9 protein-coding genes are annotated in these 12,257 nt (G+C 53.8%); 3 read left to right on the forward strand and 6 right to left on the reverse strand.

The features are described from left to right. Positions 1-78: 78 nt before the first annotated feature. Both IEV97_RS06500 and IEV97_RS06505 read right to left on the reverse strand, forming a co-directional pair. Positions 79-1,596, reverse strand: coding sequence for a SusD/RagB family nutrient-binding outer membrane lipoprotein (locus tag IEV97_RS06500; protein ID WP_188500696.1), 1,518 nt, complete (start codon positions 1,594-1,596; stop codon positions 79-81). A gap of 27 nt (positions 1,597-1,623) precedes the next feature. Continuing rightward, positions 1,624-4,659, reverse strand: coding sequence for a SusC/RagA family TonB-linked outer membrane protein (locus IEV97_RS06505; RefSeq protein WP_188500697.1), 3,036 nt, complete (start codon positions 4,657-4,659; stop codon positions 1,624-1,626). Positions 4,660-4,832: 173 nt separating this feature from the next. On the opposite strand from IEV97_RS06505, the gene IEV97_RS06510 reads away from it, so the two are divergent. Continuing rightward, on the forward strand, positions 4,833-5,813 hold the full coding sequence (locus tag IEV97_RS06510; protein WP_188500698.1) for a helix-turn-helix transcriptional regulator: 981 nt from the start codon (positions 4,833-4,835) through the stop codon (positions 5,811-5,813). A 260-nt stretch (positions 5,814-6,073) separates the two neighbouring features. Here the strand turns inward: IEV97_RS06510 and IEV97_RS06515 are convergent, their stop codons facing one another. Together IEV97_RS06515 and IEV97_RS06520 are read right to left on the reverse strand one after the other, a co-directional pair. Further along, positions 6,074-6,805: a proline and serine-rich protein 1 family protein gene (locus IEV97_RS06515; RefSeq protein ID WP_188500699.1), complete on the reverse strand. Its 732-nt coding sequence runs from the start codon at positions 6,803-6,805 to the stop codon at positions 6,074-6,076. Positions 6,806-6,977: 172 nt separating this feature from the next. Further along, a complete protein-coding gene (locus tag IEV97_RS06520; RefSeq protein WP_188500700.1) occupies positions 6,978-8,147 on the reverse strand; it encodes an AIR synthase related protein in 1,170 nt (389 codons plus the stop codon). Positions 8,148-8,369: 222 nt separating this feature from the next. Between IEV97_RS06520 and IEV97_RS06525 the strand changes: the two genes are divergently transcribed. Both IEV97_RS06525 and IEV97_RS06530 read left to right on the forward strand, forming a co-directional pair. Further along, positions 8,370-8,918: a hypothetical protein gene (locus IEV97_RS06525; RefSeq protein ID WP_188500701.1), complete on the forward strand. Its 549-nt coding sequence runs from the start codon at positions 8,370-8,372 to the stop codon at positions 8,916-8,918. Positions 8,919-8,976: 58 nt separating this feature from the next. Then, positions 8,977-9,519: a hypothetical protein gene (locus IEV97_RS06530; RefSeq protein ID WP_188500702.1), complete on the forward strand. Its 543-nt coding sequence runs from the start codon at positions 8,977-8,979 to the stop codon at positions 9,517-9,519. Between the two features lie 147 nt (positions 9,520-9,666). On the opposite strand, the gene IEV97_RS06535 is transcribed toward IEV97_RS06530, so the two are convergent. Next, positions 9,667-11,613, reverse strand: a complete 1,947-nt coding sequence (locus IEV97_RS06535; RefSeq protein WP_188500703.1) for a CHU_0125 family OmpA-like outer membrane integrity protein — start codon at positions 11,611-11,613, stop codon at positions 9,667-9,669. A gap of 25 nt (positions 11,614-11,638) precedes the next feature. Further along, positions 11,639-12,121: a hypothetical protein gene (locus tag IEV97_RS06540; protein WP_188500704.1), complete on the reverse strand. Its 483-nt coding sequence runs from the start codon at positions 12,119-12,121 to the stop codon at positions 11,639-11,641. Between the last annotated feature and the right edge of the window lie 136 nt (positions 12,122-12,257).

The following is a 12,257-nucleotide window of genomic DNA, read 5'->3' on the forward strand; positions in this document are numbered from 1 at the left end:
GTGGTGATGTTTAGCTAAAAATCCCCTCCTTGCTTTTGCCGGCAAGGAAGGGAAGTACTGTGTATTGCTATTTTCAATTTACTTGTTCCAGAATACCCGCGAGCGGAATGGATCGATGGCCCCCTGCCTGGCTACTTCCTCGCTGTTGGTGTATACCTCCGACTGGCGGTAAGTCAACCGGCGTGGCCTGAAATCCGGGTCAGCCGACGGGCTCTGCAGCGACTGTGGCAACCTGTTCAGGTAGTTCAGCCTTCTGAAGTCGTTCCAGGCTTCGATGCTGCTGATACTGTTCAGCGCCAGCCACTTCTGCTCGATGATGCGCTCGATCTTGTTCGAAGCAAGTGCAAAGTTAACAGATGGCTGCGCATTGTAGGCCACAAATTCGCTCGCCGGCACAGTCATGTATTTAAAGGATTCTTTGATGGCCTCTTCGTAGAGTTGCTCTGCCCCGCTCAGCCAGCCCCGCTCAGCTGCTTCAGCCTGCAGGAACAGGCTTTCGAATGAAGATAGAAAAACAGATGGCTGTTGTGCGCTCTTCAGCAAACCTGCCGGCTGGTTGCCGTTCTCGTTCGGTCCCAGCAAAGCCGAGGTTTTTGCCATGGTAAAGTCAGCGCTGATCGCTCCGAGCGGCACGCCTACGTAGTTTCCATTCACGGGGCGGTAGAGCCTGGGCAGGCGCGGGTCGTTGCGTTCTTTGTACTGCTGCACCAGGTAGGCCGTGGGGCGCAGCGTGTTGTAGCCAGTGGTAAGCGCTCCGGCCTGGTTCCTGTAGTAAGTGTCCCAGAAAGGATTCTGCAAACCGGCCGTGATCTGGTAACCCGGATTGACCAACGCGCTCTCGCCGGCACCCAAGAACCCGCTTCCCTCCTGCTTTATTTTGGCCAACTCGTCGTTGATGTAGCCTTCCCTGCCGGCCTCCGACTGGCGAAGCAGCGCCCGCAGCTTGATCGTGTTGGCGAATTTCACCCACAGTGTCAGGTTGCCTTTGAAAATCACGTCGTCGGTCACCGGCTTTTTAGACAAGGCAGGGGCTGCTTTGATGTCCTGTATACCTGCCGTGATGAGATTGATGGCTCCATCATATACCACCTGGCCGTCTTCGTACTTTGGCGTCACATTGGTGCTTCCCTGCAGGGCATCCGAGAAAGGCACGTTATTGTACAGGTCCACGAGGCGCATGAAGTGCCAGCCCTGCATGATCTTCGCTATACCTACATAGGCCAGATCGCCGGTGGCGGCGGCACTATTCTCGATGTCTTTGTAATTAACCAGCGTGGTATAGCTGTCTTCCCAGATCGGACGACCGTCGCGGTCAAAGGACATGGCCTCCACGCCGTAGGTTTCTTCCAGCCTGAACAGCGAGGTGTTCACAGGACCGTCCGTAGCTTTGGCCCAGTAGCCTGCCCACACGGCGCCCAGTTGATTCAGGGCGCCCGTTTCGAGGTTTACTGTCTTGACAAGTGCGGCAGGTAACTTTTGCTCTACCGGCACATCGGTCGGTGCATTGGGGTTCACGTTTGTATCCAGGAAGCTGTCGCAGGCGGTAAAAGTAGTGCCGGCAAGCGCGATCAGGATAAGAGAGAATAACTTTTTCATATCACTAAGTATGCAGAATGATCTTATTTAGAATGCCACGTTTACATTGAAGCCAAACGTGCGGGTCGGCGGCAGGTGTCGCCAGCTCATGTAGCCTTCGCTGCTTCCGCCGGCATACACAAACTCCGGATCGTTGTAGATGTTGTCTTTTGCCCAGACAGAGAACAGGTTGCGGCCCACAAAACCGATGGTCGCCTCTTTCACCAGCTTCTGCCCATCCAGCCATTCCATTGGCAAAGTATAGCTCAGGCTCAGTTCCCGCAGTTTGAAGAAGTCGGCGCTCACGGCGTAGTTCGACTGCACCGTGGCATAGTGGTTGGCAAAGTAGTTACGGTCACCTTTGGTCTGTATCTCGGTGTTTGGAGTGAATACGCCCGGAGAAGTCTCGATCACGGAGTTCGGGATCACAAACGGTTCGCGGCCATACTGCGTGGTGAGCGGGCTGGTACCGTCTGAGATCATACGAGCTGCTGCCTCGGTGTATACCACGGCGCCCATGCGCCAATCAAACTGCGCGCCCAGTTTGAAGCCTTTGTACTGCAGTGAGGTGTTCAGGCCGAGCTGATAAGGAGGTGTGCCGGTGCCGCCGTAGTAGAGTTCCGAACCACTTACCGGGTTGCCGGTTTTTGGGTCCACGATCACCCGACCTTGCGGATCGCGCTTGTAGTCGGTGAACAGGTAGCTATTGTAAGGCTTGCCCACGATCAGGTAGTTCTGGCGGAAGTGGAACAGCTGGTCGATGCCACCGTAGATTTCCTCTACCTCGCTTCTGATGTGTGTGAGGTTGGCTCCCACATTCCATACCAGGTCTCCGCGCTGGATCACATCTCCGTTGATGTTCAGTTCGATGATCTTGTTGCTCGCCTTGAAGGCATTCACCCAAGCCGATGTGAAGCCGGATCCAGCAGAGATGTCGGCCAGGATGGTACCGTCCGTTGTTTTGGCATCTACATAGGCGGCCTCCAAATTCAGGCGGTTCTGGAAGAAGCTCAGTTGCGTGCCCACTTCAAATGAGGTCACAAACTCAGGCTTCAGGTTCGGGTTGGCGTCGGAGGTACTCAAGCTAAAGCCAGGTAGGTTGGCGTATGGGAAGCCGTCGGTCTGGCTGTACACATTCTGCAACTGGTAGGGCTCCACCACCACATTACCGGTCCGGTTGTAAGAGGCGTATACCTTGCCGTAGGAGAGCGTGCTGTTGTTCTGAAGCGCAGGTATGGCATCACTGAAAACAAAAGACGAACTCACGCCTGGGTAAAAGTAGTTGCGATTCTCCGGACTCAGCACCGACACGGCTTCCTGGCGACCGGTAAAGGTTAGAAACAGGTAGTTGTTGTAGCCGGCTGTCAATTCTCCAAAGACTGCCACCTGCCTCCTTTGGCTGATGCCGGACTTTCCGCCCAACTGCCCCAAACGGTTGTCCTGGTTGAACAGGCCGGGCACTACCAGCGCCGAGGCACTCAGGTTGGTTGTCTTGCTGTCGTCGGTGCGCACATTATTGCCCAGTAACAGGCGAGTGCTGAACTTACCGAAGTCCTTGTGCATGTCCAGGATAAAGTCGCTGTTGATGCGTCGGAAGTTATGTGTAGCATCGTTTACGCTGCCCGGTATGTTTGTGCGACCCGGTGTGGTATAAGTAAACTTACCTACCGTGGTGCGGGTGTCGGTGTTGCGGCTGTAAAGGCCCAGGCGGTAGATGGCGCTGATCCAGGGAGCAAGCTCGTAGTTGAGCTCGATGTTTCCGGTCAGGGTCTGCTGCTCGTTTACCGTGCGCTGGTTATCGGCGTTGAAGTACGGGTTGGGCTGGTTAGTGCTGAACCAGTAATTCGGGTTGGCATGCGGCGTGTTTTCCCAGTCTTTCAAGTCGGCAAAAGGCAGGCTGACCGGCAGGCGGTATACCGTAGACCAGGGCTCGCTCTGGGTTACGTCGCTTTTGTTGAACACATAGTTGAGGTTGTAGCTGGTGCTCAGTTTGCCAAAGGAACGGGAGCCGTTAAAGCGGGCGCCGGAGCGTCTGTTTTTGTCGCCTTCGATGATGCCTTTGGTCAGCACATCCTGCAGCGAGAAATAGTAAGTGGTTTTCTCATCGCCACCTGAAAAGTTCAGGTCGTTTTGGGTGGTAAACCCCGTGTTGAAGAACGCCTTTCTGCCGTCCGAATTTGGACTGTAAGGCAACTGCCACTGGCTGCCGTCTGGCAGCACAGGTCCCACCGGGCGCAGCTCCCCATCAAAACGCGGCCCCCACGACTGGTACTGCAGCGGGTCGTATACGCCGTTCAGTCCCTGGCCGAATTCCGTCTGCTGCTCCGGCAGGCGGCTTACCTTATCGAAAGTAGTGGTGTTGGAGAAATTGATGCGCTGCGTTCCTGCCTTGCCTTTTTTGGTGGTGATCATCAGCACACCGTTTACGCCGTCAGAGCCGTACACCGCCGCTGCGTTGGCGCCTTTCAGCACGTTGATGCTTTCGATATCGTTTGGATTAAGGCGGTTGATGTCAGGTATAGGCACGCCGTCCACCACATAGAGCGGCGCGTTGTTGCCGGTGTGGGAGCGTATACCGCGCAGGTTCACCTGCACATCCGGGTCCACCTTGCTGTCGAACATGTTGATGCGCAGGCCCGACACCTTGCTGGCCAGTCCAAGAATGGGGTTTACCACTTTGCCCTGGGTCAGCTCGGCGGTGTTGAGTTGGGCGCTGGCCGTGCCCAGTTCGCGGGCGGGCCGCTTGATACCGAGTGCACCAGTCACCACCACTTCTGAGAGTTGGGTATTGCCGGGCTGAAGCTCGACCTGCAACGAACCGGCATTTCCGTTTACCGACACTTCCCGGGAGGCATAACCTATGTATGAGAAAACAAGTACCTCCCCCTCTTTGGCACGAATCTGAAAAGCCCCGTCAGTGTTCGTTGTGGTTCCGTTGTTTGTTTCTTTCACTCTAACCGTGACGCCTGGCAGCGCCGTGCCGGTCGTCTGTTCTGTCACCTGCCCCGAAACGGCCAGGTCCTGTGCTGAAACGCCGAGCGCCGTGAGCATAAGTAAAGCCGACGCCAGTAAATGTTTGAACATATCTCTGTAAGGTATAGTAATTGGCTTTAAGGCAATATTGAAAGGACCATCGCCTTTTTTATCCGGTTCGTTATTTAGATATAGTCTAAATAAACTTAACTTGCGCAAAAGTAGACCTTACAAAGGTATTTCGATAACAGGTAAGGGAATACTTTTATCAAATGAGGGAAAACATGGAGCAAGACGTGAGCGAACCGGGAATCAGTGAGCGGGACTGCACCAGCCAGCAGCTGGCTGAGCAGAACCGGCCCACCTTCTGCGCCTGCCAGGGTCAGGATGCACGTGCTACCGCCGAGGCCAACATGCGCTTTCCTTCCGGCGAAATCCACTTCAGCCATACCACCATCAGTTTATCCAATAAAAAAGTGGTGGGGTGCTTTAACAGCGAGGACTTCGCCCAGTTGTACTTTTCGATGCGTGGGAAGAGCGCCTTTAGAGTGGGGGACAACCCAAAACCCTTTGCCAGTTTTGACGCCCAGCAGCACAACCTGCTTTTCTTCTCCGACGCGCAGGCGCAACAGGAGATAAAGCCCGGTCCGCAGGTGGAGATGATGACCGTATACATTCCCTCGGACTTCCTGCTGCACTATCTGCCTGAAACAGGAGGCCCGTTTTCAGAGTTGCGGGAGCATATCCTGGCCGGTAAGCCAGCACGGCTGAGAAAAGGGAATCTACCCATCACACCCAGGATAACAGCGGTGCTGCACGAGCTGCTCAACTGCACGTACACAGGCTACAGCAAGCGCATGTTTGTGCAGGCGAAGGTGATCGAGCTGCTGATGCTGCAGTTTGAGCAATGCGAGCAGGATGAAGCGTCACTCGTTACAGGGCTGAAGCAAACGGATATCGAAAAGATGCTCCACGCCCGCGATTTGATCCTTAAAAACATGGAGTGCCCCTGTTCGCTGATTGACCTGGCCCATATGGTCGGTACGAATGAGTATTATCTCAAAAAGCATTTCAAACAGGTGTTCGGCACCACAGTGTTCGGCTACCTGAACAGTTACCGCATGGAACAGGCCCGGAAGATGTTGCTGGAAGGTGACAATAAGATAGGCGACATTGCCAGCGCCCTAGGCTTTAAGTACGCCGCTCACTTCACGGCTGCCTTTAAAAAGCACTTCGGCTACCTGCCTCAGAAGATAAAGTCGTAGTGCTGCGCCGTGTTTCAGGTATAGGCCCATCGCTTCCGGACAATCTGGACAAAGGATATTTTGACAAAGGACAAAAGACTCTTAGGTATATCTTCTTGATTCGCCGCATTGCCTGATTCATTACGATTGCTAATGCTTCAGCTTGATTCTCCCCTTCCAGTAGATTATACCTTCTCTTAACTAAAAAAAGAGCAACGCAGGATTGCCCCACACTGCTCTCAATTTATACCTTTCTACCTTTTCAACTTTCTAACTTAAAATCACCTTCTCCGGCTGGTATACTCCTCCAGTTCCCGCACATGGTGGTCGAACTTGAAGATGTCGTAGATGTAGTAGAAGCGCTCTTTGTCGCACACGCTGTCGTAGGCGAATTTGGCGAACTCCAGTCGGGTGCTTTCAAATTCAAATTGCAGCAGCACATTGCGCAGGTCCTCTGACAGGATGCTGCTGTTGCGCACCGCCTCGCGGGCAATGGTGAGGCGGGTGCTCTCGAAGTCGCGGCCTTTCATGGCGTCGATCAGGCGGTCCACGTCGTAGCGGTCCAGGAGGTTGCGGCAGCCGTTGGCGGGCTCTTCGTAACGGGGAGGCACCGGCTCGTAACGCGGCGGAGCGGGCTCATAGCGGTCGGGGTAGCGCGGTGGCACAACCACTACCGGCGGCGGGCCCAGTGGTATTTCGCTGAGCACGTGCAGGGCTACTTTTCTACCGGACACACGCACGGAGTAATTCGTTTCGTACCCAGCGCGGGCCAGCACGTTTATACCTGTCCTGTAAATGCCATGGCGACCTCTGATGCGGAACTCCACATAGTGGTTACCGGGCCGCAGGTGCGTGATGCGCACAAAGTTGGAAGCCGATCGGTTGATCACACGCCCATCCAGGGCCATCTGGAACAGTTCGCCCCGATGGGTGGTAAAGGTCACAACAGTGGGTTGTGCGAAAGCCGGCAGCGCCAGCAGCACAAACAGAAGCGGGAGTAGAAGCTTTTTCATGGCAGTATAGGTTTTAGCGTATACTTTCGCCAAGCCAATTATTGTGCCAGTTTGTGGAACTAAAGAAGAGCGGGCTTTGTCTGCGGGGATTCTTTGATTTTGCAGGTATAGGTATAAGTAAAAAACCACAGGCGCTATACCTGTGGTTTCTCTTCAAATCTTACTCGGAAGCTTATCCTTCGTAGTAGAACTCCCCCTTATCAGTCTTGATCGTGAGTTCGTTGCGTTCGCTGGCTTCTACACGACCAACAATCTGCGCGTCCACATTGAAGGACTTCGAAATGTCAATCAGGCTTTGGGCGTATTGCTCCGGTAGGTAAATTTCGAGGCGGTGGCCCATGTTGAAGACCTTGTACATCTCCTTCCAGTCGGTGTGGCTCTGCTCCTGTATGATGCGGAACAGCGGCGGCACCGGGAAGAGATTGTCTTTGATGATGTGCACCTTTTCGGTGAAATGCAGCACTTTGGTCTGGGCGCCGCCACTGCAATGCACCATGCCGTGTATGTGCGGACGGTGCTGGTTCAGAATTTCCTTCACGATAGGTGCATAGGTTCGTGTCGGCGAAAGCACCAGTTTGCCAACTTCTATACCTGTCTCGGGCTCCACATCGGTCACGCGGTAGTTGCCTGCGTACACCAGGTCCTTCGGTAATTCCGGATCGTAACTCTCCGGATAAGAGGCGGACAGGTATGAGTGAAACACATCGTGGCGGGCGGAGGTGAGGCCATTGCTGCCCATGCCGCCGTTGTACTCGTCTTCGTAGGTAGCCTGCCCGTAAGAGGCAAAGCCCACGATCACGTCGCCAGGCTGTATCTTATCATTCGAGATCACTTCGTCGCGGCGCATGCGGGCCGTCACGGTGCTGTCCACGATAATGGTGCGCACCAGGTCGCCAACGTCTGCTGTCTCGCCGCCTGTGCTGTAAATGCCGATGCCGTTGTCGCGGAGCATCTGCAGCACCTCCTCGGTGCCGTTGATGATGGCGGCAATCACATCACCCGAAACCAGGTGCTTGTTACGGCCGATGGTAGAAGAGAGCAGGATGTTATCCATAGCGCCCACGCACAGCAGGTCATCGGTATTCATCACCACAGCATCCTGTGCTATACCTTTCCACACGCTCAGGTCGCCGGTTTCTTTCCAGTACATGTAGGCCAGTGCCGACTTGGTGCCCGCACCGTCGGCGTGCATGAGCACGCAGTGCTCGGGGTCGCCGGTCAGGATGTCCGGAATAATCTTGCAGAATGCTTTCGGGAAAAGTCCTTTGTCGATGTTCTTGATGGCGTTGTGCACGTCTTCCTTTGAGGCGGACACGCCACGCCGGAGGTATCTATTTTCCATAGTGCTGGTCTTACTTGCTTTACAAATTTAAGAAAGGCCTTTGTATATACGGCAAAAAGAAATGCTTTTAAAAAGCCATGACTGCAATTATTGGTCGGGCCAGCATGTCACAGAGCCAAATCCAGCGGGTATAAAGCAAAGCGTTTCGGAAAAGCAGCACCTATACCTTGCAACCTTCCTGCAATATATTGACTCCTCTATATAAACAAACTTAAATAAAATATGATAAAGAAATTATTGATTTCATGCATCAGTCTGTGTTTTGTTGGTGCAGCGCAGGCGCAAGATTCACTGCAGGTGCAACCTCAGCAAGTGTCGGCGCCTTATAAATTGGCTGTCGGCCTACGCTATGCAGTCGGACCGACAGGCTTGACGCTTGGGGTAACGGCTAAGTACTTCATACGGGAACAGTCTGCCTTAGAGGCTTACTCCGATGTGAATCCTGAATCCCGCCAGTTTCTTTCCTCCCTCAGCTACATCTGGCAGCCAAAACTCGCTACATCAAACCGCCTCAGGCCATATGCAGGTATAGGCGTTGGCTTGCTCCGCACCAACAATCCGGCGCCTACATACTTCGATGGACCCGCCTCCTATATTAATCCGGTAGGAGTTGCTTCTTTCGGCGCTGAATACTCTTTCAAGAAGCTTCCTCTGGCCCTTTCGCTCGATTACCGATCGACCTTCCTGCGCTATGGACGCACCACACCAAACTATGTGAACCATTACAGGTCCAGCAATTTAGGTATAGGCCTGAAATACACCTTCCGCTAGGTATACCTGCCTCCGATTCCAGTTCCAACTCAAATAGCTCAAAACTAAATCTACACCTATGATCAAGAAAGCTTTGCTTACCCTATTCGGTGCTTGTACCTTCCTGGCTGTGCATGCGCAGGATTTGCCCGATACAAAGCCACAAGCATCAGCGACTTACAGGGCGGCTGTCGGACTCCGTTATACAGTAGGAGGCGCGGGCTATACAGATCTCGGTCTAACGGCCAAGTACTTTATCACGGACCAAACAGCCTTCGAGGTCTATACAAAGCTACCTTTCTACTCTCGCGACTACCTGGCTTCCCTGAGTTATATCTGGCAACCGAAACTGGGTTTCTCGGAACGCTTTCGGCCCTATGTAGGTGCAGGCGCGGGAATACTGCGCCATACCAATTCACCGCTTGAACATGAGGGCGAACCCCGTATAAGCCCAATTGCTTTCGGAATGGTAGGTATAGAATACCAATTCAAAAAGCTGCCTATGGCTCTTTCACTGGATTATCGCACACCACTGCTCAGCAGTGGGACTTATGCTCCAAGTCACAGACATATTAGTCGGGTAAGTAGTCTTAGTGTAGGCCTGATATATACCTTCCGCTAGGTATAGCACGGGTAGAAACAGCATCGGCGGCTACAGTGCAAGACTATAGCCGCCGATTTTATTTGCACTAAGGTATAGCGCTACACCTGTCGAGCCAGCGATGTGTGTCAAAAAATTCCTTTGTCAAAAAGTCTTTTGTCCAGGCACTTACTCCTGTATGCGCACCACCTTAAACTCGGTGCGGCGGTTGCGCTGGTGCTCGTCTTCGGTCTTGGCATTGCGCACCACCGGGCGACTCTCGCCATAACCTTTGGCCGTGATACGCGACTTATCAATCCCTTTAGAGATGATGTAGTTCACAGCGGACTGGGCACGACGCTGTGACAGGTCTTGGTTGTAGATGTCTACACCACGGGAGTCGGTGTGTGAACTCAGCTCAATGGAGATGCGCGGGTTGTCCACGAGTATCTCCACCAGTTTGTCGAGTTCTTCAGCGGCGTCTGGTCGGATGTCGGCCTTGTCGAAGTCGTAGAAAATGTTCTCAAGTACAATGGCCTTCTCTTTCACGATCTCGGTCAGCAGCAGGTCAGCGGTGAGGCGTACTTCGTTCACTTCGTTTGGCAACTGGTTCTGCGGTGGCATTTTGCCTACAGTAGTCACACGCTGGCGGGCAGCGAAGAAGCCGGGTTTCTCAGCCAGCAAAGAGTAAGCAGTCGCGCTGTCGAGCGGGAAGCTGAACTTACCCTCTGCATCGGCTGTGGTTTCGGCAATTTTCTGCCCCTTGCTGTCCTGCAGCACCACCGGTGTGTTCGGTACTGTCGTCTGCTGCTTGTCTTTGTCGCGGCGCTGGTATACCGTACCGTCCACAAAGAAATTCACCAGTTTGCGGGCCGACTTAGCAATCGCGTAAATATCGTCGCCCCCTTTGCCGCCTTCGCGGTTAGAGGAAATGTACCCTGTCAAAGCATCCTGGAAGAAGATGCCGAAATCGTCGCCGCTGGAGTTAACGGGCACGCCCATGTTCACGGGTTTGCCATCTTCTATCTTAAAGACATCGAGTCCGCCCAGCCCTGGCAAACCATCAGAGGCGATGTATAAAGTGCCGTCCGGGCCTACATACACATAGCTCTCGTTGCCCGGCGTGTTGATGCTTGGGCCCAAATTCTCGGGAGCCGAGAAGCGGCCATTGTCGTCGATGGTGGTTTTGTAGATGTCGTTGCCTCCCAAGCCGCCTTTGCGGTCAGATGAAAAGTAAAGCGTTCTGCCATCAGGAGAGAAAGCAGGAGAAGAATCCCAGGCTCGCGGGTCGCTGATGCTGATCAGCTTCGGCTCGGTCCAGGCGTTGGAGCGGTAGAAGGAGATGAATAGGTCCACGTTGCGGCGGCCTTTCTTGGTGCCTTCGTTGCCACGGGCAAACACCATCGTGTTCCCTTCGTCAGCAAAGGTAGCCAGCGCATCGTGCAGGTCTTCGGTGTTTACCCCCTCCAGCTTGCGCACGGCAGCGCCCATGTTGGCCGTGTCGCCGAGTGTGGTGGCATATAGGTTCAGGAAGCCTTCGCCATTGCCCAGGTAGGTTTTGCCAGGTCCGCGGGAAGACGAGAAAACCAGTTCGTTGCCACGCACAAAAGGAGCAAAGTCAGAGCCTTCCGTATTCAGCGCCTCCAGGTTATAGATCTCAAAGCCGGTGTTTTTCTTCAGAATGGTGCTCAGCTGGCTCAGGGTTTCGACTTCGCGCAGTGCGAGTGCCTTCAGCTCCGGCTTGCTGCCAATGCGGGCGTAGTCCTGCATCTGGCCCAAAGCGGCTTCGTACTTGCCATTGGCCTTCAGGGCCATGCCATAATAGAAGTAGCCCTCCTCTTTGCGGTAGTTGTTGTCGAGCGCGGCTTTGTAATAGGTTTCGGCCTCCGCCAGTCGGTTAGACAGACGGTACGACTCGGCAATGCGGTAATTGATCTCGCCGGTGTTCTTAGCCCCCTTCAGCGCCTGTTTGTAATACTCGATGGCCCGCTCATACTGCTCTTCTTCGAAGCGCTTCTCGGCCTTGCTCAGGTACATGCCCGCGCCACAGGAGCTGAGCACCACGGCCAGCAGCAGAATGGCTGCTGTAAACTTCAGGTAATGGGCCACTGACTTGGTCGATAGCGTCTGCTGCATGGGGGTAGGTTTTGAATTAGCGGTTCTAAAAATACCTGGAGAGCCAGCTCTGCTGCGCCGGCCGTGGCCAGGCATCCTGCAGCTCTCCGTAATTGTTTACCAATGTATCAAAATATAAGGTATGTCCGTCAATCTCGCCGGCGGCCACTTTATTCTTTAACTCGTTCATACTCACCACCTCTACCTGATCGTCTTTCAAAAAAGCCAGTCGGGTACGGTCGAAGAACGAAACGCCAAAGCGCTGCTCCAGTTCCCGTACAAAACTCACCGAAGAGTCGATAGAGCAGCCACTGGCAGAAGTAACGGCTTCGTTGTTGGCCAGCACCAGAAAGCGGTCGTGCAGGAAACTGGCCGACGCCTGCAAGCCTGCGCCATGACTGCTCCACTCAGTAGCAAAACGCTCCAGCATTGGCTTTATTTCTTCTTGCTCTTCCGCCGTCAACGCCCTGTCAGCCTGGTAGATCCAGAGCCGGGCATGCGGTGGCAATTGGTCAAAAGGAATGTACATTTTTTAATTGTTGAATTGTTGATTGTTAAATTGTTGCCTCAAAAAACGTGCAGCTTGTTGACGGTTAGATGGCTGATGGCTATACCTGATTACACGCTTTCGCAAACGCCAAAGCAGGTATGCTTAGCCCCCTTGA

It is taken from the genome of Pontibacter amylolyticus, assembly GCF_014638845.1.
Classification (GTDB): Bacteria; Bacteroidota; Bacteroidia; order Cytophagales; family Hymenobacteraceae; genus Pontibacter; species Pontibacter amylolyticus.

What these genes read in the sequence shown, in the direction of transcription:
- IEV97_RS06500 (WP_188500696.1), bottom strand. Translation starts at nt 1,596, where the DNA reads ATGAAAAAGTTATTCTCTCTTATCCTGATCGCGCTTGCCGGCACTACT.
- IEV97_RS06505 (WP_188500697.1), bottom strand. Translation starts at nt 4,659, where the DNA reads ATGTTCAAACATTTACTGGCGTCGGCTTTACTTATGCTCACGGCGCTC.
- IEV97_RS06510 (WP_188500698.1), top strand. Translation starts at nt 4,833, where the DNA reads ATGGAGCAAGACGTGAGCGAACCGGGAATCAGTGAGCGGGACTGCACC.
- IEV97_RS06515 (WP_188500699.1), bottom strand. Translation starts at nt 6,805, where the DNA reads ATGAAAAAGCTTCTACTCCCGCTTCTGTTTGTGCTGCTGGCGCTGCCG.
- IEV97_RS06520 (WP_188500700.1), bottom strand. Translation starts at nt 8,147, where the DNA reads ATGGAAAATAGATACCTCCGGCGTGGCGTGTCCGCCTCAAAGGAAGAC.
- IEV97_RS06525 (WP_188500701.1), top strand. Translation starts at nt 8,370, where the DNA reads ATGATAAAGAAATTATTGATTTCATGCATCAGTCTGTGTTTTGTTGGT.
- IEV97_RS06530 (WP_188500702.1), top strand. Translation starts at nt 8,977, where the DNA reads ATGATCAAGAAAGCTTTGCTTACCCTATTCGGTGCTTGTACCTTCCTG.
- IEV97_RS06535 (WP_188500703.1), bottom strand. Translation starts at nt 11,613, where the DNA reads ATGCAGCAGACGCTATCGACCAAGTCAGTGGCCCATTACCTGAAGTTT.
- IEV97_RS06540 (WP_188500704.1), bottom strand. Translation starts at nt 12,121, where the DNA reads ATGTACATTCCTTTTGACCAATTGCCACCGCATGCCCGGCTCTGGATC.